The organism is Neisseria basseii, assembly GCF_962707005.1.
Lineage (GTDB): Bacteria > Pseudomonadota > Gammaproteobacteria > Burkholderiales > Neisseriaceae > Neisseria > Neisseria bergeri.
Window position 1 is genome coordinate 1 of the sequence record NZ_CAUIXH010000013.1, and the last position, 24,791, is coordinate 24,791.

Sequence of the window (24,791 nt, forward strand, 5' to 3'; positions counted from 1 at the left end):
TATCGGGTGTCTGGGGAGGATTAAGGGGGTATTTGGGTAGAGTTAGGGAGTGATTGGTGGCGAAAACAGCCGAAAACCTGTGTTAGATTTCGGCTGTCGGAAAGAAAGGAATTTTGCAAAGGTCTCAAACCGACAAAATCATTCCGCCATTGACCGTGTATTTGCGGTTTTAGGGATAGGGTAGCGGGTATTTTTTGCGGGTTAAAGTGAAACAGTGCAGATTGGCGGAACGAAGCCCGCCATTCGGGTTTGCGAACGCCCTGTACGTTGCGGATGTGTATTTGGAATCGGCGGGGAATTTGGATTTGAATTGGTAAAAGCGGTATGGAACGATGAGATTCGGCCCGCCGCATCCTTAAAAACGCATCAGGTTGCGGACATAAATCGGCAGGATGACTGTCATCCTTAAGCGGGAATGCCGTTCTGCCGTTTGTGTTTTTTGCATTAATAAGGATGGTGCGGATTGGTGGAATCGGAGGGATAAAACCCGCCTTACGAAAATGTCCTGCGGATTTATGTTTTTACCGAAACTAAAAATAATCGGCGCAACCCTGCAAGCTGCCGGAAACGGTCTGCCGTTACAACCCGGTTTTGTTTTTGAGGGGGAGTTTGACATGGGGTTTGGCGGGTTTCGGGGCTTCTTTCAAACCGAGTTCGATTTGCTGGGCTTCGCTCAAGAGGTTGCTCCAGTCGCCTTTTTTGTACCACTCGCGCCCGTCCAACTCAATGGGGTGTTGGATGCGCTCGCAGCCGTTGCCGCACTGTAAATCGTCTTCACGGCAATATTTGTCGCACCCCCAGCAGATGCGCTCCGGATTTTTTGGGAATATGGGGAATTTTTTTGCCATGATATGTGCCTCGTTTTTTTATTGGATGAAATTATAGGGGATGCGGCAACGGCAGTTTCGGGTTTATACGGTTTTTACGCGCGGGTGTTAAGGTTTGTGAAATGCCGTATGAGGCGGTTTCGGTAGTTTGATACGGTAAATGCGTCGGGCGTGCGTGGGGGCGTTCGCATTTTTTGGGAGTTGGTGTGAATTGATAGGGCCAATGGAATCGGTGGGCTGAAGCCCACCGATTCCGCCAATCCCCACTATCTCCCGAAAACACCAATCCGCCGTTTTCAGACGGCATTTCGGCTCAATCCAACAACGCATCCACAAACGCGCGCGCGTCAAACGGGCGCAAATCGTCTATGCCTTCGCCTACACCGATGTAGCGGACGGGGACGGGGCGGTCGGAGGCAAGCGCGGCGAGGATGCCGCCTTTTGCCGTGCCGTCTAGCTTGGTAACGATTAAACCGGTCAGCCCCAATGCGTCGTCAAAGGCTTTAACTTGGTTGACGGCGTTTTGCCCGATGTTGGCATCGAGGACGACGATGATTTCGTGCGGCGCGTCGGGCATGGCTTTTTGCAGCACGCGCTTCACTTTTTTGATTTCTTCCATCAAATGAAGCTGCGTGGGCAGGCGGCCGGCGGTGTCGGCAAGCACAATGTCGATGCCGCGCGCTTTGGCGGCTTGGACGGCATCAAAACAAACGGCTGAGGAATCGCCCGTGGTTTGCGAAATCACGGTTACGTTGTTGCGCTCGCCCCAAGCTTGAAGCTGCTCACGCGCGGCGGCACGGAAAGTATCGCCTGCCGCCAGCAATACGGATTTTCCATGCGTTTGGAAATATTTGGCGAGTTTGCCGATAGACGTGGTTTTGCCCGCGCCGTTGATACCTGCAAGCATAATCACGAAAGGCTCTTTGGTTTCGGGCAAGACCAGCGGTTTTTCCAACGGCTTAATCAGGTCGTACAGCGCATCCTTCAGCGCGCCGCGCAATTCGTTGCCGTCTTTGAGGCCTTTGAGGCTGACGCGGTTGCGCACGTCTTTCATCAGGTATTCCGTCGCTTCCATGCCCATATCGCTGGTAATCAACACGGTTTCCAGCTCTTCATACAAATCTTCGTCGATTTGCCCGCCGCCGAACACGCCCGCCAGCGATTTCGCCATTTTGTCGCGCGATTTGGTCAAGCCTTGTTTCAAACGCGCAGCCCAACTGAGCTTGTGTTCTTCAGTTGTCGCAACGGCTTCTTGAACTTGCTCGACAGCCTCGCTGACGGTTTCGGCAACAGCTTCTTTTGCCGCTTCGACTTGTTCCGCTGCTTTTTCAGCCGCTTCCTCTGCTTCAGACGGCATCTCAGTAACGGTTTCCTTTACCTGTTCAACTGCACCGCTGACGGTTTCGGCAACGGCTTCTTTTGCCGCTTTGACTTGTTCCGCTGCTTTTTCTGCAACCTCAGCCGCTTCAGATGGCATCTCGGCAACAGTTTCCTTTACCTGTTCAACCGCACTACTGACGGTTTCAACAGCCGATTCGACCTGGCCTTTGACGCTTTCTGCTAAAGATTCGGCATCTTCTTTAATATTTTCAACTATTTGAGCAACTTCAGATTCTACTTTTGCTGCGGTTTCCTGAATTTGAGCCTCCTCTGGAGCCGGAGTTTCCTGTTTTTTCTTGCGACGGAAGAAGCTGAACATTGAATTTTCCTTTTAATTTTAGAAACTTGAAATAGGGAGTATTGTAGCGTATTTTACGCGGCAAGGTTGTCTGAAAATCCGGGCTGTAAGGTTTCGGCACGTCAAACGTCTAATCATACAAACCGTCCACACAGGAAACATCAAAATGAAACCTCGTACTTTCTTTTCCCTTTGCGCCAAGTTCGGCTGCCTGTTTGCGCTGGGCGCTTGTTCGCCCAAAATCGCCGATGCCGGAGCCGCGACCGTGCCGCACACTTTATCCACTTTAAAAACCGCGGACAACCGCCCCGCCGATGTTTATTTGAAAAAAGACAAACCGACGCTGATTAAATTTTGGGCGAGCTGGTGTCCTTTGTGTTTGTCCGAATTGGGGCAAACCGAAAAATGGGCGCAAGATGCAAAATTCGGTTCCGCCAACCTGATTACCGTCGCCTCCCCCGGCTTTTTGCACGAGAAAAAAGACGGCGACTTCCAAAAATGGTATGCCAGTTTGAACTATCCCAAGCTGCCCGTCGTTACCGACAACGGCGGCACCATCGCCCAAAGCCTGAATATCAGCGTTTACCCCTCGTGGGCGTTAATCGGTAAAGACGGCGACGTGCAGCGCATCGTCAAAGGCAGTATTAACGAAGCGCAGGCGTTAGCGTTAATCAGCGATCCGAATGCCGATTTGGGCAGTTTGAAACATTCGTTCTACAAACCCGACACACAGAAAAAGGATTCAGCAATCATGAATACGCGCACCATCTACCTCGCCGGCGGCTGCTTCTGGGGCTTGGAAGCCTATTTCCAACGCATCGACGGCGTGGTTGACGCGGTATCCGGCTACGCCAACGGCAACACGAAAAATCCGAGCTATGAAGACGTGTCCTACCGACATACGGGCCACGCCGAAACCGTCAAAGTAACCTACGATGCCGACAAACTCAGCCTAGACGACATCCTGCAATATTTCTTCCGCGTCGTTGATCCGACCAGCCTCAACAAACAGGGAAACGACACCGGCACGCAATACCGCAGCGGCGTGTACTACACCGACCCTGCCGAAAAAGCCGTCATCGCCGCCGCACTCAAACGCGAGCAGCAAAAATACCAACTGCCCCTCGTCGTCGAAAACGAGCCGCTGAAAAACTTCTACGATGCTGAAGAATACCATCAGGACTACCTGATTAAAAACCCCAACGGCTACTGCCACATCGACATCCGCAAAGCCGACGAACCGCTGCCGGGCAAAAGCAAAGCCGCTCCGCAAGGCAAAGGCTTCGACGCGGCGACGTATAAAAAACCCAATGATGCCGAACTCAAACGCATCCTAACCGAAGAGCAATACCAAGTTACCCAACACAGCGCGACCGAATACGCCTTCAGCCACGAATACGACCATCTGTTCAAACCCGGCATTTATGTGGACGTTGTCAGCGGCGAACCACTGTTCAGCTCCGCCGACAAATTCGATTCCGGCTGCGGCTGGCCGAGCTTCACCCGCCCGATTAACGCCGCCGCCGTTACCGAACACGACGATTTCACTTACAACATGCGCCGCACCGAAGTACGCAGCCATGCCGCCGATTCGCACTTGGGGCACGTCTTCGCCGACGGCCCGCAAGACAAAGGCGGACTGCGCTACTGCATCAACGGCGCAAGTTTGAAATTCATCCCGCTGGAACAAATGGACGCGGCAGGCTACGGCGCGTTGAAAGGCAAAGTGAAATAATCCTCGTCGCCGCCTAACCCGATAAAATGCCGTCTGAAACCCGAAACGTTTCAGACGGCATTTTTTATCCGATGGGGATTTTGTTCAGACGGCATCGCCACCGTTTTCAATCAGCCCAGCCAACCTTTCCAAAGCAAAAGCGACGGCCTGCGCGCGGACAGATTCGCGGTTGCCGTCAAAACGGCGCATTGCTTCGCAACTTCCGCCCGGAAAGGCAAACCCGAACCAAACCGTGCCGACGGGTTTGCTTTCGCTGCCGCCGCACGGACCGGCGATGCCGGAAATACCGACGGCGTAATCCGCCTGCGCCACGGCTTTCGCGCCGCGCGCCATCTCATAGACGGTTTGGCGGCTGACCGCGCCGTGTTCGAGCAGGGTTTCGGGCAACACGCCCAAGCGGTCTTCTTTGGCTTTGTTGCTGTATGTTACAAAACTCTGGTCGAACCATTGCGAACTGCCTGCAACGCTTGTGAATGCGGCGGCAAGCATTCCGCCCGTGCAGGATTCGGCACAGCTTACGGTTTGACGTTTTTTCGTCAGGTTTCGGGCGATGGTGTGCAACGCGTCCATTTCCCACTCCCCTTTCAGACGGCGTTTAAGAATTGATGATGTGTATGTCGCGTTGCGGGAACGGGATGTTGATATTGACTTTGCGGAGGTTTTCGACCACTTGTTCGTGCAAGTCGCATTGCAGCGTCCAGCGGTCCGACTCGTGTGCCCAGGCCCACAGTGTGATTTCGATGGCATTGTCGCCCAAGGCGGTGATGTAGGCGGCGGCCTGCCGCTCTTCGTTTTGAATGCTCAAGGGGTGTTCGGTGGCAGCTTTCAACACCGCCTCTTTCGCCACTTTCAAATCGCAGTCGTAATCGACGCCGACAACCACTTGGGTGCGGCACAGCGGCAGTGTGGAACGGTTGACGATGCTGTTGCCCATCACCACGCTGTTGGGCAGCACGACTTCTTCGTTGTCGGTCGTCCGCAAAGAAGTCTGCACCATTTTGATTTCCCGGACAAACCCTTCAAAACCGCCGACGCGGATAAAGTCGCCGACTTTGAACGGGCGGAACAGGATAATCAGCGCGCCGGCGGCAAAATTGGACAGTTGGTCTTTCAGGGACAACGCCACCGCCAAACCCGCGCCGCCGATTAAGGCGGTTACGGATGTTGTGGAAACGCCCAATCTGCCCAATGCGGCAATAATCACCAAAATCAATAAGCCGATATTGGCAACATTACACAAAAAACTAATCAGCGTGGCATCGACCTTGGCGCGCGTCATCGCTGCCCTCATCACGGCGACAATGCGTTTCGCCGCCCATTTCCCAATCAGGAAAATAAGCAGCGCGGCGGCAAGGTTCAGCCCGAACGCCCACGCCTTTTCAGCCAGATGCTCCCAGCCGGAAACACTCATCAGGTGTAAAAAATCAAATTGTTTGAAGTCCATTGTTTTTCCTCTCAATCGAACATCCGCCCTGTGCTGCGGAATCGGCACCGGTGTAAAAATGCCGTCTGAAGCCCTGCGGGGCGGCATGCTTGTTTTATTTCAAAACCGTCCTGATCCAACGGGAAACCCATCCGCGCTGGTTCGCATCAATATCGCGCTGCGCGGGGGCGGTAGTGTGCGTCGGGGCTTGGGCGAAGCGGAACACGTCGGGCAGGCGCGTGTTTTTGACGGCGGGGTAAACCCACATTTCGGATGGAACAGCGCGCTGCACTTCGCCGCTTTGCAGCCATTGCACCAGTTTTGCCGCCAACTGCGGCTGTTTCGCGCCCTTCAAGACCGCCGCGCCTTCGACCTGACGGAATACGCCGCCTTTCAAAAACAGGTTGCCCGTCGGCGGCTCGCTGTATTTGCCTTTGGAAAAATACACTTCCGCCGCCGTGCTGGCGGCATAGCCGACCACCAGCGGATACGCGCCGCCGTTGTGCGAAAAGTCGGTGTAATACGCCTCGCTCCAGCCTTTGGCAACCTTCACGCCGTTCTGCCGCATCTGTGCCCACCATTTGAACGCGCCTTCTTCGCCCATCCCGCTGATGTTCGCCATCAGGAAGCCCAGCCCGGGGGAAGACGTGGCGGGGGACGGTACGACCAATAGGTTTTTATATTCGGGGCGGGTCAAATCCTGCAGGGTTTGCGGCAGGGGCAGCTTTTTGCCTTCAAACCATTTTTTGTCGTAATTGATGGACACATAGCCGTAATCGACCGCCAAAGCCGAAGGCAGCCCGACCGCGACGGGGGCGGATCCGGGTTGCGCCGCCGCCAAAATACCCATTTCCCGCGCCTTGCCGATATTGGCGTTGTCCAAGCCGTACACCGCGTCGGCGATCGGGTTGGCGCGGCTCAAAATCAGCTTGTTGAGCATTTCGTTCGCGCCGCCCGCCTGAATAATCGACACCTTCGCATCGTTTGCCCGCTCGAAGCGAGCAATCAGCCCTTTGGGCAGGCTGAACGACTTATGCACCGCCAGCCTGACTTCCGTCTGCGCCTGCAGGTATGCCGAAACCGCCAGCAGCGGCAGCAGCCAAATTTTCCGTTTCATTCCGAGTCCTCCTCTATTCGCTGTAAAATAACATTCTAACAAATTTTCACGGTTCAAAATGCAAGAAAACCCGACCGTGTGGCTGTTCGACCTCGACAACACGCTGCACGATGCCGACGCAGGCATCTTCACACTCATCAACCGCGCTATGACACGCTATATGGCACGCCGCCTCAAACTCTCTGAATCCGCCGCGTCCGACCTGCGTCAAGACTATTGGCACCGCTACGGCGCAACGCTCGCCGGACTGCAAATCCACCATCCCGAAATCGACATCGCCGAATTTTTGCGCGAAAGCCATCCGATCGATGCAATCCTGACCAGGCTGCACGGCATGGCGGATACGGAAAACACCCTATGCCGTCTGAACGGGCGCAAGGCGGTTTTTTCCAACGGCCCGTCGTTTTACGTCCGTGCCGTTGTCGGCGCACTCGGTTTGGAAAACCGTTTCGACGCACTGTTCGGCACGGATGATTTCGGGCTGCTCTACAAACCTAATCCGCAAGCCTACCTCAACGTCTGCCGCCTGCTGGACGTACCGCCCGAACGCTGCGTGATGGTAGACGACAGCGCGGACAACCTGTATCAGGCAAAGGCGCTGGGCATGAAGACTGTCTGGTTCGGTGCAAAATCCCACGCGCTGCCCTTTATCGACACCTCCGTAAGCGATATGGCGCAACTGGCTCGGTATGCAGAAACTTTGTCAGAACACCGCCAAAATCATTACAATACCCTCACAACCCCCGAAAATACGAAAGAATGTTATGCGTAAAACCTTCCTCTTCCTGACCACCGCCGCCGCCCTTTTGTCGGGCTGCGCGTGGGAAACTTATCAAGACGGCAACGGCAAAACCGCCGTCCGTCAAAAATATCCCGCCGGTACACCCGTTTATTACCAAGACGGCAGCTACTCGAAAAATATGAACTACAACCAATACCGCCCCGAACGCCATGCCGTGTTGCCCGACCAAACCGACGGTTCCGAACAAGGCGTACGCGGACAGAACTGGCAAAAGCCCAAATTTCAAAACCGATAAATCCCCTCCATGCCGTCTGAAGCTGCTTCAGACGGCATTGCACAGGAAAACGCTATGTCGCACAACACTTTAAACATCGTCATCCTCGCCGCAGGCAAAGGCACGCGTATGTATTCGCAAAAGCCCAAGGTTTTGCACGAAATCGGCGGCGAAACAATGCTCGGGCGCGTGATCGGCACCGCCGCTGCACTGAATCCGCAAAACATCTGCGTCGTCGTCGGCCACGGCAAAGAGCAAGTTTTAAATACTGTCAAACGCGATGTCGTCTGGGTCGAACAAACCGAACAGCTCGGCACCGGCCACGCCGTCAAAACCGCCCTACCCCACCTTTCCGCCGAAGGCCGCACGCTGGTGTTGTACGGCGACGTTCCCCTAATTGACGCAGCCACCCTCGAAACCCTGCTCGAAGCCGCAGGTGACGAAGTCGGCCTGTTGACCGACGTGCCCGCCGACCCGACAGGCTTGGGCCGCATCATCCGCGACAGCAACGGAAGCGTAACCGCCATCGTCGAAGAAAAAGACGCTGACGCCGCCCAAAAAGCCGTGAAAGAAACCAACACCGGCATCCTCGTCCTGCCCAACGCCAAACTGGAAAAATGGCTGAACAGCCTTTCCAGCAACAATGCCCAAGGCGAATATTATCTGACCGACCTCATCGCAAAAGCCGTTGCCGACGGTATTAAAGTTCATCCCGTCCAAGTGCGCGCCTCCTACCTCGCCGCCGGCGTGAACAACAAACTCCAGCTCGCCGAACTCGAACGCATCTTCCAAACCGAACAGGCGCAAGAATTGCTCAAAGCAGGCGTTACCCTGCGCGATCCGGCGCGTTTCGATTTACGAGGCCGTCTGAAACACGGACAGGATGTCGTAATTGATGTGAACTGTATCTTTGAAGGCGAAATCGAGCTCGGCGACAACGTCGAAATCGGCGCAAACTGCGTCATCAAAAACGCCAAAATCGGTGCAAACAGCAAAATCGCCCCCTTCTCCCAGCTCGAAGACTGCGAAGTCGGCGAAAACAACCGGATCGGTCCATACGCCCGTTTGCGTCCGCAAGCCCGCCTTTCAGACGACGTACACGTCGGCAACTTCGTCGAAATCAAAAACGCCGCCATCGGCAAAGGCACCAAAGCCAACCACCTCACCTACATAGGCGACGCCGAAGTCGGCAGCAAAACCAACTTCGGCGCAGGCACGATTATTGCCAACTACGACGGCGTGCACAAACACAAAACCGTCATCGGCGACGAAGTGCGCATCGGTTCAAACTGCGTACTGGTTGCCCCTGTAACACTGGGCAACAAAGTAACCACAGGCGCAGGCAGCGCGATTACCCGCAATGTCGAAGACGGCAAACTCGCCCTCGCCCGCCCCCGCCAAACCGTCATCGAAGGCTGGATGCGGCCTGAAAAAGACAAGCGATAAAGCTATGCCGTCTGAAGCCGGTTTCAGGTTTCAGACGGCATCCCAAAAACAAACAGATTCTATTCATTAAGCTAATTATGCTTATTCCTCAATCACAGTCTCCACCACCGAATGAATACTTTTAGGCAATTGCAAAAAAGCATTCCAAGCAATTAAAGCAGTTTTAAAAGTATGCAGCGAACAGCTTAATACTGGATAACCATCTTCTTCATCAAATTCATTGTGGTAAAAAATGACCTTATCATGATGAAATTCTAGGCAAAATTGTTGACCACCGCCATCATCATAAATTTCATTTGGATTATTTTCTATTAATTCTATAATCTTGAAATGCTCATCAATCGTGGATCGATAGTAAATATCGCTCATTAAGGTAGACGTAATGTAATCATATATTCCTACATAATAATCAACCCTATTATCATAGTCATCCAGAATGATACACATTCTAAATGTATCTCCTGATGGAAATTTATCACAAAAGCACTTAATTCTTTTCATCATTAATCTCCTAATTTTTCATAAATATTACTATTCATAAATGGGATATGCTGTTCTATTAGGTTCGGTAAATCCTTCTATTTTAATACCCGATTTACTTGTACCCTGCCATTTATTATCCTTAAGCATTATTCTACTTTCCCAAGCCGAAGTAACTTCTCCGATAAGGACGGCAAACTATGTCATTACCCCCTTGCCCTCAATGCGCCTCCGAATACACCTATGAAGACGGCGGACAATACATCTGCCCCGAATGCGCCCACGAATGGAATAAAACCGAATCCGCCGCAGCCGAAGCCGCCGAAGAAGTGCGCGATGCCAACGGCGCGGTGCTGCAAAACGGCGATACCGTCATCCTCATTAAAGATCTCAAGGTAAAAGGCAGCTCGATGGTGATCAAACAAGGTACGAAGGTCAAAGGCATACGCCTGCAGGAAGGCGATCACAACATCGGCTGTAAAATCGACGGCAGCGCGATGAATTTATAGTGGATTAAATTTAAACCAGTACGGCGTTGCCTCGCCTTGCCGTACTATTTGTACTGTCTGCGGCTTCGTCGCCTTGTCCTGATTTAAATTTAATCCACTATAAAATCCGAATTCGTCAAAAAAGCCTGACCGCCCAAACAGTAAAATGCCGTCTGAACCCCTTATCGGATTCAGACGGCGTTTTTTATATGGCGGATTTATACGCCCAACAGCCCTTGTCCCAAGAAGCCGCCTTTTTCCACGCCGGGCAAGACGAAGAAATAGCCGCCGCCGAAGGGGCTGATGTATTCTTCCAGCGGTTCGCCGTTGAGGAGGTTTTGCACGAAGATGAATCCGTCGGCAAGGTTTGCCTGATAGCAGACGAACACCAGCCCGACATCAAGCTGTCCGCTTGAGGCGAGTCCGCGCGAATAGCTGTAGGCGCGGCGGAAGAGGCGGTGTTTTTTGAGGAATTCGGGATCGCGCGGATTCGCCAGGCGTATATGGCTGTCTTTGGGCGTGGTATTCCCCTCGGGGTCTTTGGCAAAATCCGGTTGGTCGGCTTCTTTTTTGCCGTCCATCGGCGCGCCGCTGTATTTGCGCCGCCCGAAAATGTCGGTTTGCTCTTGAAGCGGCGTCCTGTCCCAAAACTCGACAAAGTGGCGGATAAGGCGGACTGCCTGATAGCTGCCGTTTTTCGCCCACTCCGGTTCGTCGAGGCTGTTGGCGGCCACACCCGTCCACAAAACCTCGTCGGCGGTTTTGGGGTCGGAAACTTTGGGGTTGCCCGTGCCGTCGCGGAAGCCCAACAGGTTGCGCGCCGCCATCGCGCCGGGTTCGGATTTGGGCTGCCACCCGTCGATACTCCAGCGGATAACGGCGGTTTGGGCGGTGTGTTTGATGATGTCGCGCAGGGCGGCTTGGCAGGTTTCGGGGGTAAAGGAGCAGATTTGCAGGCTCAAATCGCCGTCGCACCAGCTTTTTTGCAGCTTGTCGTTGGGGAAGTCGCGCATTTCCTGCAAATGAACCGGTTTTTTGTCTTTGAGTCCGAACCGGCCGTCAAACAGGCTGCTGCCCACCCCCACGGTAACGGTCAATCCGTCCGGGTTGAAGGCTTTGCCCAAAATGCCGCTTCCGGCGGGCGGAAGTTTGTCGTCGCCGTCTTGGTATTCGCCGCCTTGGGTGAGAAACTCGATGCGGGCGGTCAGTGTGCGGAACAGGTTTTCCAGCTGCTTGGCACTTTGCGCGGTTACGTCGAAGGCGCACATGATGGAAAACGCCTGTTGCGGCGTAACGATGCCTGCCTGATGTTCGCCGTAGCAGGGATAGGCTTGGGGCGAGTGTTGGCTTTCGGAGATGCGTTCGGCGGTTTCGCCCTGTTTTTTGCCGCCGAACCAGCCGCTGATTGCGCCGACTGCTCCGGCGGCAAGGGCGGTTTTAAAGAGGGTGCGCCTGGTCGGTTGTGTCGGGTTGTTCGTACTCATGTTTTATCCTTTGTTTAAACTCGATATCCGATACGGCGGAACGTAGGGAACGGAAACCTCCGCCTTTTTCAATACCTTTCCGGTTTTGCAGATAAAATTTCAGACGGCATCTGTCGCCAAATGCCGTCTGAACGCTTAAGGCTTATTTCAAACCGAGTATGCCGCGAAGTTGGGCAAGGTCTTCGGCAAGCGCGTTAACGGGGGCTTGTAACGCTTTGCGGTCGGCCTCGCTCAGCTTGTCGTAGGTTTCAAAACCGTCTTTGGTGCGGTATTTCGCCAGAATTTCGTTGACCTGTTTGAAGTTGGTGTCGGTTTTTTCCAACAAGGCTTTGTTTTTGGCCTCAATCAGCGGACGGAACAAATCGACGATTTTTTTAGATCCGTCCACATTGGCTTGGAAGTCGCTCAAATCGGTGTGGCTGTAACGGTCTTCTTCGCCGCTGATTTTACTGCCCGCCACTTCTTCAATCAGTTCGGATGCACCGCCGACCACCTTGCCCGGAGGGAATGCCAATGCGTCGATTTCTTTTTGCAGGGCTTCGACATCGGTCATCAGTTTGGCTGCGGTTTCCTTCACGCCGGACACGTCTTTTTCCACCCAAAGAGCGTGTTCGATACGGTGGAAGCCGGTAAATCCGGCATCTTTCGCGCCGTCTTTGAAGTCGTCTTCACGCGCATCGATGACGGGGTCGAGTTCGCTGAAAAGCTCGGCAATCGGTTCGATGCGTTCATAGTGGACGCGGGTGGCGGCAAACAGGGATTTCGCCTTTTCAATGTCGCCTGCTTTGACGGCTTCGGTAAAGGTTTTGGTTTTCGCCACCAGCTCTTTAACCTCGCCTTGAACGTAGGCTTTATAGTCGGCGAGCGGTTGGGACAGTTTTTCCAAATCCGCTTCATTGGCGGTGTCCTTAAAGCCGCTGTCGGTTACCACCAGCTTGCCGCGCGGATTGGTCAAAAGGCCGCAAGTCATTTCGTATTCGCCCGGCAGCAGGGTTACGGTCATTTTGTCGGAAAGTCCGGGGGCGATGTTTTCGCGCTCGTCCACCACCATCACGCCTTTCAGGATTTCCCATTCGAGCTTGCGGCCGCTGTTGTTTTTAATATTGAACACGACCTGTCCGCTCGGTACGGTCAGATTCATCGGTTCGCAAGCGTTGTCGTTTACGGCGATACTGACCGAACCACCTTCGTTGGCGGATTGGGCTTCACCGGACGCGGCCGGCGCGGCTTTCTCCGCTTCCGGCGGCTGGCAAGCAGTCAAACCTAAGGCAAGCATCACGGACAATGCGGTCAAATTGAGTTTTCTCATTTCAGCTCCTCTTTACGGGTTAAAGTTTCAGACGGCCTACTGCCGCGTAAAAACCAAGTCATAACGGGAATAAGATACAGCAGCCAAACCAAGGCCTCGCCCTGCGTCGGATGGTCGGTATAGCCGAAAAATCCGCCGAGCAGTACACCTAACGGACTGTCTTCGTGCAAATATTTTGATGAGTCGAACACAATGTCCTGAAGCGCGTTCCAAATACCTGCCTCATGCAGCGCACGCAGCGAACCAGCAAGCAGGCCGGCGGCAACGACAATCAGAAACACCCCCGTCCAACGGAAAAACTTCGCCAGATTCAGGCGCATCCCGCCCTGATAAATCAACGCGCCAATCACGGCGGCAGCCAAAACCCCCGCTACCGCGCCGGCCGGCATCTGCCAAGTCGGGCTCTGTTTGAATACGGCAAGCAGGAAAAAAACGCTCTCCAAACCTTCGCGCGCCACAGCAAGAAACGCCATACCAACCAAGGCCCATCCTTGACCGCTACCACGGTTCAAAGCCGCCTGCACGGAGTCCTGAAGCTGCTGCTTCATCGAACGCGCCGCCTTTTTCATCCATAAAATCATATAAGTCAGCATTGCGACGGCAACCAAACCGATAATGCCGACGACAAACTCCTGCTGCTTCTGAGGAATTTCGCCTGTTGCCGAATGGATGCCGTACCCCACCCCAAAACACATCAAAGAAGCAAGGACGACCCCGAACCAAACCTTAGGCATCAGTTTGGAATGTCCGGACTGTTTCAAAAAACCCGCAACGATACCGACAATCAGCGCGGCTTCAATGCCCTCGCGCAACATAATTAAAAAAGCGACCAACATAAACACAAACGAACAAGGATGATGAATAATATATTATCGGAATATTTTTATTGTCTGTAAATACAAATGCAAGCTATTTTTATCTAAAGCATCATGCAGCGGAAAGTTCCGCAGGCTGCGGCCGCGCCCTGTGTTAAAATCCCACCCCTCCCGGGCTGCCGCAACGCCGCCCGAAACCATCTTTCTTATTACTGTCGGCAACATTGTCCATTATGAAAAAACACCTGTTCCGCGCCGCCCTGTACGGCATCGCCGCCGCCATCCTCGCCGCCTGCCAAAGCAGGAGCATCCAAACCTTTCCGCAACCCGACACATCCGTCATCAACGGCCCGGACCGGCCGGCCGGCATCCCCGACCCCGCCGGAACGACGGTTTCCGGCGGCGGGGCCGTCTATACCGTTGTGCCGCACCTGTCCCTGCCCCACTGGGCGGCGCAGGATTTTGCCAAAAGCCTGCAATCCTTCCGCCTCGGCTGCGCCAATTTGAAAAACCGCCAAGGCTGGCAGGATGTGTGCGCCCAAGCCTTTCAAACCCCCGTGCATTCCTTTCAGGCAAAGCAGTTTTTTGAACGCTATTTCACGCCGTGGCAGGTTGCAGGCAACGGAAGCCTTGCCGGTACGGTTACCGGCTATTACGAGCCGGTGCTGAAGGGCGACGACAGGCGGACGGAACAGGCCCGCTTCCCGATTTACGGTATTCCCGATGATTTTATCTCCGTCCCCCTGCCTGCCGGTTTGCGGAGCGGAAAAGCCCTTGTCCGCATCAGACAGACGGGAAAAAACAGCGGCACAATCGACAATACCGGCGGCACACATACCGCCGACCTCTCCCAATTCCCCATCACCGCGCGCACAACGGCAATCAAGGGCAGGTTTGAAGGAAGCCGCTTCCTTCCTTACCACACGCGAAACCAAATCAACGGCGGTGCGCTTAACGGCAAAGCCCCCATTCTCGGCTACGCCGAAGACCCCGTCGAACTCTTTTTTATGCACATCCAAGGCTCCGGCCGTCTGAAAACCCCGTCCGGCAAATACATCCGCATCGGCTATGCCGACAAAAACGAGCATCCGTATGTTTCCATCGGACGCTATATGGCAGACAAAGGCTACCTCAAGCTCGGGCAGACCTCGATGCAGGGCATCAAAGCCTATATGCGGCAAAATCCGCAACGCCTCGCCGAAGTTTTGGGGCAAAACCCCAGCTATGTCTTTTTCCGCGAGCTTGCAGGAAGCAGCAATGACGGCCCCGTCGGCGCACTGGGCACTCCGCTGATGGGGGAATATGCCGGCGCAGTAGACCGGCACTACATTACCTTGGGCGCGCCCTTATTTGTCGCCACCGCCCACCCGGTTACCCGTAAAGCACTCAACCGCCTGATTATGGCGCAGGATACCGGCAGCGCGATTAAAGGCGCGGTGCGCGTGGATTATTTTTGGGGCTACGGCGACGAAGCAGGGGAAACGGCAGGTAAAATGAAAGAACCGGGTTACGTCTGGCAGCTCCTGCCCAACGGCATGAAACCCGAATACCGGCCGTAAACCGGCAAAACAATGCCGTCTGAAGCCCATCACGGCCAATCGGGCGCATTAAGGCGAAGTTTTGCGATACCGCAGGCACAAGCCGACTGGACAAAATGCCTTTTTTCTTATTTGACGGAATTATAGTGGATTAACAAAAATCAGGATAAGGCGACGAAGCCTCAGACAGTACAAATAGTACGGAACCGATTCACTTGGTGCTTCAGCACCTTAGAGAATCGTTCTCTTTGAGCTAAGGCGAGGCAACGCTGTACTGGTTTTTGTTAATCCACTATAATTTCCGCCCGAACGGAAATACCCCCTTGCAAACGGTCGGAATCGGACGGGTATTCAAACGCGTCCGAACAAAAAAAAGGCGGACATTCCCGCCCGCCCATACCGGTACGGAAACCACACATCTGATTCGGACGGCGGCATCCTCCCGGTTGTCCTCTGCTAAAGCAACAATGCCGAGGGTCTGCCGTTGCATTTGATTTCTTTTTCCAATTCGTCGAACTCGGCTTCAAACTGCTGTTTTAATTGCTTGAGTGCCGCCTGATGCTGCTGATACGTTTGGTTTGACGGCAACGCCTTTCGTGCGTCGAGGTATGCCTGTATCGTTTGTCCGCACTTTTTCTGATGGGCGATGATTTTGTCCTTCATCGCCGCATCGGTTTTCACATACTGCCTGCGTTCAACATACAGCTCTTTCCCGTCGTCGGAAAGTTTGATCGGGATTTCCCCTATCCCTGTGTTTATCGAAAGCGCGCCGTCTTTTTCAGACAAAAGCAAAGACTCTTCCTCGCCTGTAACCACGTGGATTTTATTAAGGAAGTAATTGCCTTTTTCTTTTTTGATGGCAATCATACCCTCTTTTTGGTCCGACTTTTCGCGCCAATAACCCTCGTAACCGCCGGCATCCTTACCGCAGCCCGCCAACACCGCCGCCACGCCGACGGCCAAAAGCATTTGTTTCATTTCCATACTCCGTTAACATTAAGACCGGGTGAGTATATTGTTTTTTTTTTTCAACTTGTCAATATTGATTTGCAAAAACTATAAACCGACGGCAGGTAATGCCGTCTGAACACCCATCCCAGATAAACAGGGAAATCCCTCCTTTTTTGAGCAAGCCCAAGCCTTCAGACGGCATTTTGCTGTTTTCCGACACTAGGCGGTTTATAATCCGAAGCGGAAGGTGCGGCACGGGAGCCGTCCGCATCTGTTTTTTTTCAACCGGATACTAAGGAACAGTTATGTGCGGTATCGTCGGCGCCATCCGCGCCCATCACAACGTCGTCGATTTTCTGACCGACGGCCTCAAACGCCTCGAATACCGGGGTTATGATTCATCAGGTATTGCCGTCAACACCGACGGCAAAATCAAACGCGTGCGACGTGTCGGCCGGGTTCAGTTGATGGAGGACGCGGCCCGTGAAAAAGGAATAGCAGGCAGCATCGGCATCGGACATACGCGTTGGGCGACACACGGCGGCGTTACCGAGCCGAACGCTCACCCGCACATCAGCGGCGGTATGATTGCCGTCGTACACAACGGCATCATCGAAAACTTTGAAAGCGAACGCGAACGTTTGGAAGGTTTGGGATACCGGTTTGAATCTCAAACAGATACCGAGGTCATCGCACACAGCATCAATCACGAATACGCGCAAAACGGCGGCAGGCTGTTTGAAGCCGTGCAATCCGCATCCGCCCGTTTCCACGGCGCATATGCGATTGCCGTCATGGCTCAGGACAACCCGGGCGAGATGGTGGTGGCGCGTATGGGCTGCCCGCTTTTGGTCGCTTTGGGAGATGATGAAACCTTTATCGCTTCGGACTTATCCGCCGTCATCGCCTTTACGCGCCGCGTGGCGTACCTCGAAGACGGCGACATCGCACTACTGGCTTCAGACGGCATCAAAAGGCTGACCGATAAAAACGGCCTGCCCGCCGAACGCAAAGTCAAGGTATCCGAACTCTCCCTTGCTTCTTTGGAACTAGGCCCGTACAGCCACTTTATGCAAAAGGAAATCCACGAGCAACCCCGCGCGATTGCGGACACGGCGGAGGTTTTCCTCGACGGCGGCTTCATCCCCGAAAACTTCGGCAAAGACGCCAAAAGCGTATTTGAAAGCATCCGCAGCGTCAAAATCCTTGCCTGCGGCACTTCCTATTACGCCGCACTGACCGCCAAATATTGGTTGGAATCTATCGCCAAAATCCCGGCCGACGTCGAAATCGCCAGCGAATACCGGTACCGCAGCGTGATTGCCGATCCTGACCAACTGGTCATTACCATTTCCCAATCCGGCGAAACGCTGGACACGATGGAAGCTTTGAAATACGCCAAATCCTTGGGACACCGCCACAGCCTCTCCATCTGCAACGTGATGGAATCCGCCCTGCCGCGCGAAAGCAGCCTCGTGCTTTATACCCGTGCCGGTGCGGAAATCGGCGTCGCCTCGACCAAAGCATTTACCACGCAACTGGTTGCACTGTTCGGTTTGGCGGTAACGCTGGCGAAGGTACGCGGCTTGGTTTCCGAAGAAGACGAGGCGCGTTACACCGAAGAACTCCGACAGCTTCCCGGCAGCGTGCAGCACGCTTTGAACCTCGAACCGCAAATCGCCGCTTGGGCGCAACAGTTTGCCAAGAAAACCAGCGCGCTGTTTTTAGGGCGCGGCATCCATTACCCGATTGCCCTCGAAGGCGCGTTGAAGCTGAAGGAAATCACCTACATCCACGCCGAAGCCTATCCTGCCGGCGAGCTGAAGCACGGGCCGCTCGCATTGGTAGACGAAAACATGCCCGTCGTCGTCATCGCGCCTAACGACAGCCTGTTGGACAAAGTCAAAGCCAATATGCAGGAAGTCGGCGCACGCGGCGGCGAACTTTTCGTCTTTGCCGACCTCGACAGCAATTTTAATGCCACCGAAGGCGTGCACGTCATCCGTGCGCCGCGCCACGTCGGCGAATTGTCCCCCGTCGTGCATACCGTCCCCGTGCAGCTCCTCGCCTACCACACCGCCCTCGCACGCGGCACGGATGTGGACAAGCCGCGCAATCTGGCGAAATCCGTAACCGTCGAATAACGCCCGCCGTTTTGCAAAAATGCCGTCTGAAGCCCGATTTTTCAGGCTTCAGACGGCATTTTCCCGTTTGATTTGCGGTATAATCCGCCTTTACCCATTGTTTGCAAAGCACAATATGACACGCAAAATCTTAGTTACCTCCGCCCTGCCCTATGCCAACGGCAGCATCCACCTCGGCCACATGGTCGAACACATCCAAACCGACGTTTGGGTGCGCTTCCAAAAACTGCGCGGCCACGAATGCCACTACTGCTGTGCTGACGATACCCATGGCACGCCCGTGATGCTTGCCGCGCAAAAACAAGGCATCGCGCCTGAAGACATGATTGCCAAAGTACGCGAAGAGCACCTCGCCGACTTCACCGGCTTTTTCATCGGCTACGACAATTATTACAGCACCCATTCCCCTGAAAACAAACAGTTTTCTCAAGATATTTACCGCGCGCTGAAAGCCAACGGCAAAATCGAAAGCCGTGTCATCGAGCAGCTTTTCGACCCCGAAAAACAAATGTTCCTGCCCGACCGCTTCGTCAAAGGCGAATGCCCGAAATGCCACGCCCAAGACCAATACGGCGACAACTGCGAAGTCTGCGGCACGACCTACTCCCCGACCGAACTGATCAACCCGTATTCCGCCGTTTCCGGCGCGAAACCAGAATTACGCGAATCCGAACACTTCTTCTTCAAACTGGGCGAATGCGCCGACTTCCTCAAAGCATGGACTTCCGGCAACAACCCGCACGACGGCAAGCCCCATCTGCAACCTGAAGCCCTCAACAAAATGAAAGAGTGGCTGGGAGAAGGCGAAGAAACCACCCTGTCCGACTGGGACATTTCCCGCGACGCGCCGTATTTCGGTTTTGAAATCCCTGACGCGCCAGGCAAATACTTCTACGTCTGGCTGGACGCGCCCGTCGGCTACATGGCGTCGTTTAAAAACCTGTGCGACCGCATCGGTATCGATTTTGACGAATACTTCAAAGCCGACAGCCAAACCGAGATGTACCACTTCATCGGCAAAGATATTCTCTATTTCCACGCCCTGTTCTGGCCCGCCATGCTGCATTTCTCCGGCCACCGCGCCCCGACCGGCGTGTACGCACACGGCTTTTTGACCGTGGACGGACAAAAAATGTCCAAATCGCGCGGCACGTTCATCACAGCCAAATCCTATTTGGAACAAGGCCTGAACCCTGAGTGGATGCGCTACTACATCGCCGCCAAGCTCAACAGCAAAATCGAAGACATCGATTTAAACCTGCAAGACTTTATCAGCCGCGTCAACAGCGACCTCGTCGGCAAATACGTCAACATCGCCGCCCGCGCCTCAGGTTTCATCGCCAAACGCTTTGAAGGCCGTCTGAAAGACGTTTCAGGCAGCGCATTGCTGGCAAAACTCGCCGCCGAAAGCGACACCATCGCCGAGCAATACGAAAACCGCGAATACGCCCGCGCCCTGCGCGACATCATGGCATTGGCGGACATTGTCAACGAATACGTTGATGCCAACAAACCTTGGGAACTCGCCAAACAAGAAGGCCAAGACGAACGCCTGCACGAAGTATGCAGCGAGCTCATCAACGCCTTTACCATGTTGACCGCCTACCTCGCTCCCGTATTGCCGAAAGTGGCCGAAAACGCCGCCAAATTCCTGAATTTGGAAGCCATCACTTGGGCAAATACACGCGAAACCTTGGGCGAACACGCCATCAACAAATACGAACATCTCATGCAACGAGTGGAGCAAAAACAAGTGGACGATTTGATCGAAGCCAACAAACAAAGCATCGCCGCCGCCGCGCCAGCCGCCGAAGAGAGCAAATACGAAAAAGTCGCCGAACAGGCAAGCTTTGACGACTTTATGAAAATCGACATGCGCGTCGCCAAAGTATTGAACTGCGAAGCCGTCGAAGGCAGCACCAAACTCTTAAAATTCGACCTCGATTTCGGTTTTGAAAAACGCATCATCTTCTCCGGCATCGCCGCGTCTTACCCAAATCCTGCCGAATTGAACGGCCGCATGGTCATCGCCGTCGCCAACTTTGCCCCGCGCAAAATGGCGAAATTCGGCGTATCCGAAGGTATGATTTTGAGTGCCGCCACGGCAGAAGGCAAACTGAGGCTCTTGGATGTGGATGCGGGCGCGCAGCCGGGCGACAAAGTCGGCTAGGCAGAAATCTCAAACAATGCCGTCTGAACCCTTGAGGCCTTCAGACGGCATTGTTTTTCGTTATCCCGACAAAGCTCAAACCACTCGGTTTTGCGCCTCGCCTTTCACAAAGGCGTGAATGTTCGCCAACAATATTTCAAACAACCTATCCAAAGCCTCGCGGCTCGCCCACGCGGTATGCGGCGTAACAATCAGATTGGGTAATCGTGCATTCAGCAAGGGATTGCCGCCCCTCGGCGGCTCATTCGTCAAAACATCGACACCCGCCCCGCCGATCTGCCCGTATTTGAGTGCGGCAAGCAGCGCGTTTTCATCCACCAGCCCGCCGCGTCCGCAATTAATCAAAACCGCACCGGGCTTCATCTGCCGCAATTCGTTTTCGCCTATCATATTTTCAGTTTGGGCGTTTAGCGGACAGTGCAGCGACAACACGTCGGCAGCCTGTACCGCATCTTCAAAGGAAACATAGCCTTCGCGCACGTCGGGCGCGTGTTTGTGTTCGGCAAACACCACCCCCATACCGAATGCCTGCGCGTATCGGGCAAGCGTCCGCCCGATATTGCCGCGTCCGAAAACCGCCAGCGTTTTGCCGTTCAAATCCCGAATCGGCGCGCCGTAATGGCAGAAAAACGGCGACTTCTCCCATAATCCTGCCGCAACATCACGCTGATAGGCGGGCAAATTCCGCATCAAGGCAATCATCAGCATAAAGGCGTGTTCCGCAACCGATTCGTTTCCGTATGCGCGGACATTGCATACGGCAATGCCTGCTGCCTTCGCAGCCTCAATATCGACATTGTTCACGCCGGTCGCGCTGACGGCAATCAATTCAAGCTGCGGCGTGTTTGCAATAATATCCTCTGAAATCATCACTTTGTTAGTAATGACAATATGTGCGTCGCGCACCCGTTCTGCCGTTTCATCCGCACCTGTCGTACCGTAAACCGCAAGCTCGTGCGGAAAATCAAAATGAAAAACCCGACCGGGCAAAGTATCCGCATCCAATACGACTATCTTTTTATGATTCATAATTTCTATCCTTATTTAAAAAACGATTTATTTACACTAACAGCGAATAGCAAATTTAAACCGCACAGCCTTATGATAATCTTTATCATCCCTCCGTCAATGTCCAATCCGAGAGAGGATGATGCTTAAGGGCATCGCCTTCGGCGGAGATTTGTGCGCCTTTGGCTTCGATGTTGCCTTCGGTGGCACGGATGCTGAGATGGCGGCCGGCTGTCAGCGAGCTGCCGACGGCTTCGGCGCTGCTGCCATCCTGCACCTGCGTGCTGCGGCTGCGGGCACAATCAGAGCCGAACCGAAACCGAGCAGCAGGCTGAAAGCCAGCGTGCCCAAATGCAAACGACAGCCTGAATGGGGTTTCGGGCTGCCTTTAATCTGCATTATGGAATCATGATTAGCCATACGGGTTTTCTGTTTTTTGCTTTTCTTCTTTAAACCATTGTTCAAAAATATTACCCGGTGTTAAATCATCTCTATGCGAGAAAAATTTTTCATATGAATAATTAGCGGATGCTTTCTGATTTACATTGTCATATATGAGTTTCAACTGAGTTGGAATTTCCTGATGATTCTCGGCAAAGACAGAGCATAGTTCCGAATAATCTTCCATTCCAAGATTAAGAAACTGCCATTGAATCTCTTTTGTATTAAAAGACTCCTTTCTCATAATTTTATTATCCACTTTAAAAAAAGCATCAAAAGACAATACGTTTCTTTCCCTTGCACCATATATATAGACAGCGGTAACCCCCTCTCCTGAAAATTCAAGTGCCAAGCTAAGCATACGTTTTTGTATTTCTGATATCTTATCTTCAAATTTCATTTTTACTTTCCTGTGTTGTAAATCTTTTCAACTTTTTTAATGCCATCAATTTCATATTGAATAACAAAATGATCTGGCCTTAAACTATTTCCCTTGTATTGTATATCGACATTTACCGTTACGCGTTTCTTTTCCATTAATGCATTTGCCCATTCATTTTCTAGAATTTTATAATTGCTTAAATTAACTCCGCTAAGCTGGGATACCAGATTATCCAACTTTGGAGCCCCGCCAAATCTATCTCCCGCTATACTGACGGGCAGTATAGGCGTATCGGGGGCGGTCGCGCTGGTCGAACCCCTAATCAACACCGTCGTTTTCTATTTCCATGAAAAAGTCTGGAACCGTTACGAAAAAAACAAAACGGCCAAACAACAACCGCTGTTCCCATTGCACCGGTGCGGCTGACGTTTGAGCGGCATTTGATTTCCCTGCCCTGTATGTTACCCTTGTTTCTTTTAACAGATACGCGAAAGGACAAATATGGGTGACCTGATTATTGAAGATTTGCAGGAAGGCTTCGGAAAAGAAGCAGTTAAAGGCAAAGAGATTACCGTGCATTACACGGGTTGGCTGGAAGACGGCACGAAATTCGACTCCAGCCTCGACCGCCGCCAGCCGCTGACCATCACGCTCGGTGTCGGACAAGTTATCAAAGGTTGGGACGAAGGCTTCGGCGGAATGAAGGAAGGCGGCAAACGCAAGCTGACCATCCCTTCGGAAATGGGCTACGGCGCACGCGGCGCGGGCGGCGTGATTCCCCCGCACGCCACTTTGATATTTGAAGTCGAGCTGCTGAAAGTGTACGAATAAGACAGCACACCTGATGCCGTCTGAAATGCAGATTGCGGTTTCAGACGGCATTTTGTTTTCAAAAAAAATATCCGTATTGGCAAATACTATTAAATTTGATGGATTGTTTTTTCCCTTTTATCGTATTATCCCGACCATAAGCAATTTTTAAGGAAGCGGTTTATGCTGCAAAGAACCTTGGCGAAATCCATCAGCGTTACCGGAGTCGGGCTGCATTCGGGCGAACGCGTCGCACTGACCCTGCACCCCGCACCTGAAAACAGCGGGATTTCCTTCCGCCGCACCGATTTGGACGGCGAAATGGGCGAACAAATCAAGCTGACCCCTTATTTGATCAACGATACCCGCCTTTCCTCCACCATCGTTACCGACAAAGGCGTGCGCGTCGGCACCATCGAACACATTATGTCCGCGCTGTCCGCCTACGGTATCGACAATGCGCTGATTGAGTTGAACGCGCCCGAAATCCCGATTATGGACGGCTCCAGCCTGCCGTTTATTTACCTCCTGCAAGATGCGGGCGTTGTCGACCAAAAGGCGCAAAAGCGTTTTTTGAAAATCCTCAAACCCGTCGAAGTCAAAGAAGCGGGAAAATGGGTGCGCTTTACACCGTATGACGGATTTAAAGTTACCCTAACCATCGAATTCGACCATCCGGTTTTCAACCGCAGTTCGCCCACTTTTGAAATCGATTTTGCTGGCAAATCCTACATCGATGAAATCGCACGCGCGCGCACTTTCGGCTTTATGCACGAAGTGGAAATGATGCGTGCCCACAATCTCGGCTTAGGCGGCAATCTAAACAACGCCATCGTGATTGACGACACGGATGTCCTGAATCCCGAAGGTTTACGCTATCCCGATGAGTTTGTCCGCCACAAAATCCTTGATGCCATCGGCGATTTGTATATCGTCGGACATCCGCTCATCGGCGCATTCGAAGGCTACAAATCAGGACACGCCATCAACAACGCCCTTTTGCGCGCGGTTTTGGCAGACGAAACGGCTTACGAATGGGTGGAATTTGCCGACAGCGATGATTTGCCCGACGCATTTCACGAGCTGAACATTAAAAAATGTGGATAACGCTCCCTTTTCCAAACAAATGCCGTCTGAATCGATAAAATACCCGCCTCAGACGGCATTTTTATATACGTATCCCCATCAGAAACTTTACTTATACACAACCCGCCAAAAGTTATCTTTTTGAAATATTACGAGATTTACCCGCAAATCTCATTTTCTCCACCACTTATACACAAACTCGGATGCACACTCTGCCAATATGCAGAAAAAAAGACATCCGTGCCGACACTTTCTTATTCCCACAAGTTCCAAACACACTTCCTGCTCAAATCTCCACAGCATTCCCGTCCTTAAAGGCACCGGCAGCCATTCAGTAAAGAAAAGCGGGATGTCATCTGCACAACAAGCAAACTATCCACAAAGCCTATTCCCCACGAAAAACAATCCACAGGGATGCACAAAAGGAAAACCGCCTTACCGAC

24 protein-coding genes and 2 pseudogenes are annotated in these 24,791 nt (G+C 53.1%); 11 read left to right on the top strand and 15 right to left on the bottom strand.

The window, feature by feature from the left end:
- Positions 1–578: 578 nt before the first annotated feature.
- Both Q9I99_RS07550 and ftsY read right to left on the bottom strand, forming a co-directional pair.
- Positions 579–848 carry a DUF3079 domain-containing protein gene (locus Q9I99_RS07550; protein WP_301667647.1) on the bottom strand — a complete coding sequence of 90 codons (270 nt, stop codon included), beginning with the start codon at positions 846–848 and terminating at the stop codon, positions 579–581.
- A 292-nt stretch (positions 849–1,140) separates the two neighbouring features.
- Positions 1,141–2,526, bottom strand: a complete 1,386-nt coding sequence (gene ftsY, locus Q9I99_RS07555) for a signal recognition particle-docking protein FtsY (protein WP_301667646.1) — start codon at positions 2,524–2,526, stop codon at positions 1,141–1,143.
- 145 nt (positions 2,527–2,671) lie between these two features.
- Here ftsY and msrAB point away from each other — a divergent pair, with 145 nt between their 5' ends.
- Entirely contained in the window at positions 2,672–4,240 is a 1,569-nt protein-coding gene (gene msrAB / locus Q9I99_RS07560; protein ID WP_301667645.1) for a bifunctional peptide-methionine (S)-S-oxide reductase MsrA/peptide-methionine (R)-S-oxide reductase MsrB, read from the top strand.
- A gap of 84 nt (positions 4,241–4,324) precedes the next feature.
- Here msrAB and Q9I99_RS07565 read toward each other — a convergent pair whose 3' ends face one another.
- The 3 genes from Q9I99_RS07565 to Q9I99_RS07575 form a co-directional block, all read right to left on the bottom strand.
- The gene (locus tag Q9I99_RS07565; protein ID WP_301667644.1) at positions 4,325–4,810 is read right to left on the bottom strand and encodes a CinA family protein; all 486 of its coding nucleotides are present in this window, start codon (positions 4,808–4,810) and stop codon (positions 4,325–4,327) included.
- 25 nt (positions 4,811–4,835) lie between these two features.
- Positions 4,836–5,684: a mechanosensitive ion channel family protein gene (locus tag Q9I99_RS07570; protein ID WP_301667642.1), complete on the bottom strand. Its 849-nt coding sequence runs from the start codon at positions 5,682–5,684 to the stop codon at positions 4,836–4,838.
- 94 nt (positions 5,685–5,778) lie between these two features.
- Positions 5,779–6,780 (bottom strand): thiamine ABC transporter substrate-binding protein, encoded by a 1,002-nt coding sequence (locus Q9I99_RS07575; protein WP_301667641.1) that lies wholly within the window; start codon positions 6,778–6,780, stop codon positions 5,779–5,781.
- Between the two features lie 58 nt (positions 6,781–6,838).
- On the opposite strand from Q9I99_RS07575, the gene Q9I99_RS07580 reads away from it, so the two are divergent.
- From Q9I99_RS07580 to glmU, 3 genes are read left to right on the top strand one after another with little or no spacing between them, the layout of a single operon-like run.
- Positions 6,839–7,552 (top strand): pyrimidine 5'-nucleotidase, encoded by a 714-nt coding sequence (locus Q9I99_RS07580; RefSeq protein ID WP_301667640.1) that lies wholly within the window; start codon positions 6,839–6,841, stop codon positions 7,550–7,552.
- Entirely contained in the window at positions 7,545–7,817 is a 273-nt protein-coding gene (locus tag Q9I99_RS07585; RefSeq protein WP_301667638.1) for a lipoprotein, read from the top strand. The genes Q9I99_RS07580 and Q9I99_RS07585 overlap by 8 nt, the downstream gene beginning before the upstream one ends.
- A 54-nt stretch (positions 7,818–7,871) precedes the next feature.
- The gene (gene glmU, locus Q9I99_RS07590; protein ID WP_301667649.1) at positions 7,872–9,242 is read left to right on the top strand and encodes a bifunctional UDP-N-acetylglucosamine diphosphorylase/glucosamine-1-phosphate N-acetyltransferase GlmU; all 1,371 of its coding nucleotides are present in this window, start codon (positions 7,872–7,874) and stop codon (positions 9,240–9,242) included.
- Between the two features lie 81 nt (positions 9,243–9,323).
- Here glmU and Q9I99_RS07595 read toward each other — a convergent pair whose 3' ends face one another.
- Positions 9,324–9,743 carry a hypothetical protein gene (locus Q9I99_RS07595; RefSeq protein WP_002232153.1) on the bottom strand — a complete coding sequence of 140 codons (420 nt, stop codon included), beginning with the start codon at positions 9,741–9,743 and terminating at the stop codon, positions 9,324–9,326.
- 30 nt (positions 9,744–9,773) lie between these two features.
- Positions 9,774–9,902, bottom strand: a pseudogene (locus Q9I99_RS11460) (EndoU domain-containing protein); the annotation flags it as partial.
- Positions 9,903–9,922: 20 nt separating this feature from the next.
- Here Q9I99_RS11460 and Q9I99_RS07600 point away from each other — a divergent pair.
- Positions 9,923–10,231, top strand: a complete 309-nt coding sequence (locus Q9I99_RS07600) for a zinc ribbon domain-containing protein YjdM (protein ID WP_101112796.1) — start codon at positions 9,923–9,925, stop codon at positions 10,229–10,231.
- Positions 10,232–10,428: 197 nt separating this feature from the next.
- Here the strand turns inward: Q9I99_RS07600 and efeB are convergent, their stop codons facing one another.
- The 3 genes from efeB to efeU all read right to left on the bottom strand — a co-directional run bounded on the left by efeB (position 10,429) and on the right by efeU (position 13,839).
- Complete coding sequence (gene efeB, locus Q9I99_RS07610; RefSeq protein ID WP_301667637.1) at positions 10,429–11,694, bottom strand: iron uptake transporter deferrochelatase/peroxidase subunit; 1,266 nt, start codon at positions 11,692–11,694, stop codon at positions 10,429–10,431.
- A 142-nt stretch (positions 11,695–11,836) separates the two neighbouring features.
- Positions 11,837–13,003, bottom strand: coding sequence for an iron uptake system protein EfeO (gene efeO / locus Q9I99_RS07615; protein ID WP_301667636.1), 1,167 nt, complete (start codon positions 13,001–13,003; stop codon positions 11,837–11,839).
- A complete protein-coding gene (gene efeU / locus Q9I99_RS07620; protein WP_301667635.1) occupies positions 13,000–13,839 on the bottom strand; it encodes an iron uptake transporter permease EfeU in 840 nt (279 codons plus the stop codon). Before efeU ends, efeO begins: the two co-directional genes overlap by 4 nt.
- Before the next feature lie 212 nt (positions 13,840–14,051).
- Here efeU and mltA point away from each other — a divergent pair, with 212 nt between their 5' ends.
- Positions 14,052–15,377, top strand: coding sequence for a murein transglycosylase A (gene mltA, locus Q9I99_RS07625; protein WP_301667634.1), 1,326 nt, complete (start codon positions 14,052–14,054; stop codon positions 15,375–15,377).
- A 435-nt stretch (positions 15,378–15,812) separates the two neighbouring features.
- Here the strand turns inward: mltA and Q9I99_RS07630 are convergent, their stop codons facing one another.
- Complete coding sequence (locus tag Q9I99_RS07630) at positions 15,813–16,334, bottom strand: hypothetical protein (protein ID WP_301667633.1); 522 nt, start codon at positions 16,332–16,334, stop codon at positions 15,813–15,815.
- A gap of 278 nt (positions 16,335–16,612) precedes the next feature.
- Here Q9I99_RS07630 and glmS point away from each other — a divergent pair, with 278 nt between their 5' ends.
- Positions 16,613–18,451: a glutamine--fructose-6-phosphate transaminase (isomerizing) gene (gene glmS / locus Q9I99_RS07635; RefSeq protein WP_301667626.1), complete on the top strand. Its 1,839-nt coding sequence runs from the start codon at positions 16,613–16,615 to the stop codon at positions 18,449–18,451.
- A 115-nt stretch (positions 18,452–18,566) separates the two neighbouring features.
- Entirely contained in the window at positions 18,567–20,621 is a 2,055-nt protein-coding gene (metG, locus tag Q9I99_RS07640) for a methionine--tRNA ligase (protein ID WP_301667630.1), read from the top strand.
- Positions 20,622–20,696: 75 nt separating this feature from the next.
- On the opposite strand, the gene Q9I99_RS07645 is transcribed toward metG, so the two are convergent.
- The 4 genes from Q9I99_RS07645 to Q9I99_RS07660 all read right to left on the bottom strand — a co-directional run bounded on the left by Q9I99_RS07645 (position 20,697) and on the right by Q9I99_RS07660 (position 22,781).
- Positions 20,697–21,650 carry a D-2-hydroxyacid dehydrogenase gene (locus Q9I99_RS07645; RefSeq protein WP_301667625.1) on the bottom strand — a complete coding sequence of 318 codons (954 nt, stop codon included), beginning with the start codon at positions 21,648–21,650 and terminating at the stop codon, positions 20,697–20,699.
- A gap of 85 nt (positions 21,651–21,735) precedes the next feature.
- A complete protein-coding gene (locus Q9I99_RS07650; RefSeq protein ID WP_304666200.1) occupies positions 21,736–21,993 on the bottom strand; it encodes a hemagglutinin repeat-containing protein in 258 nt (85 codons plus the stop codon).
- 48 nt (positions 21,994–22,041) lie between these two features.
- The gene (locus Q9I99_RS07655) at positions 22,042–22,470 is read right to left on the bottom strand and encodes a hypothetical protein (protein WP_002233344.1); all 429 of its coding nucleotides are present in this window, start codon (positions 22,468–22,470) and stop codon (positions 22,042–22,044) included.
- Between the two features lie 2 nt (positions 22,471–22,472).
- The gene (locus Q9I99_RS07660) at positions 22,473–22,781 is read right to left on the bottom strand and encodes a DNA/RNA non-specific endonuclease (RefSeq protein WP_301667623.1); all 309 of its coding nucleotides are present in this window, start codon (positions 22,779–22,781) and stop codon (positions 22,473–22,475) included.
- Between Q9I99_RS07660 and Q9I99_RS07665 the strand changes: the two are divergent.
- The 3 genes and pseudogenes from Q9I99_RS07665 to lpxC all read left to right on the top strand — a co-directional run.
- Positions 22,720–22,878, top strand: a pseudogene (locus Q9I99_RS07665) (DUF2061 domain-containing protein); the annotation flags it as partial. The gene Q9I99_RS07660 and the pseudogene Q9I99_RS07665 sit on opposite strands and share 62 nt — an antisense overlap.
- A gap of 75 nt (positions 22,879–22,953) precedes the next feature.
- Positions 22,954–23,283, top strand: coding sequence for an FKBP-type peptidyl-prolyl cis-trans isomerase (locus tag Q9I99_RS07670; RefSeq protein WP_301667622.1), 330 nt, complete (start codon positions 22,954–22,956; stop codon positions 23,281–23,283).
- Positions 23,284–23,445: 162 nt separating this feature from the next.
- Positions 23,446–24,369 carry a UDP-3-O-acyl-N-acetylglucosamine deacetylase gene (gene lpxC / locus Q9I99_RS07675; RefSeq protein ID WP_301667621.1) on the top strand — a complete coding sequence of 308 codons (924 nt, stop codon included), beginning with the start codon at positions 23,446–23,448 and terminating at the stop codon, positions 24,367–24,369.
- Positions 24,370–24,791 lie beyond the last annotated feature (422 nt).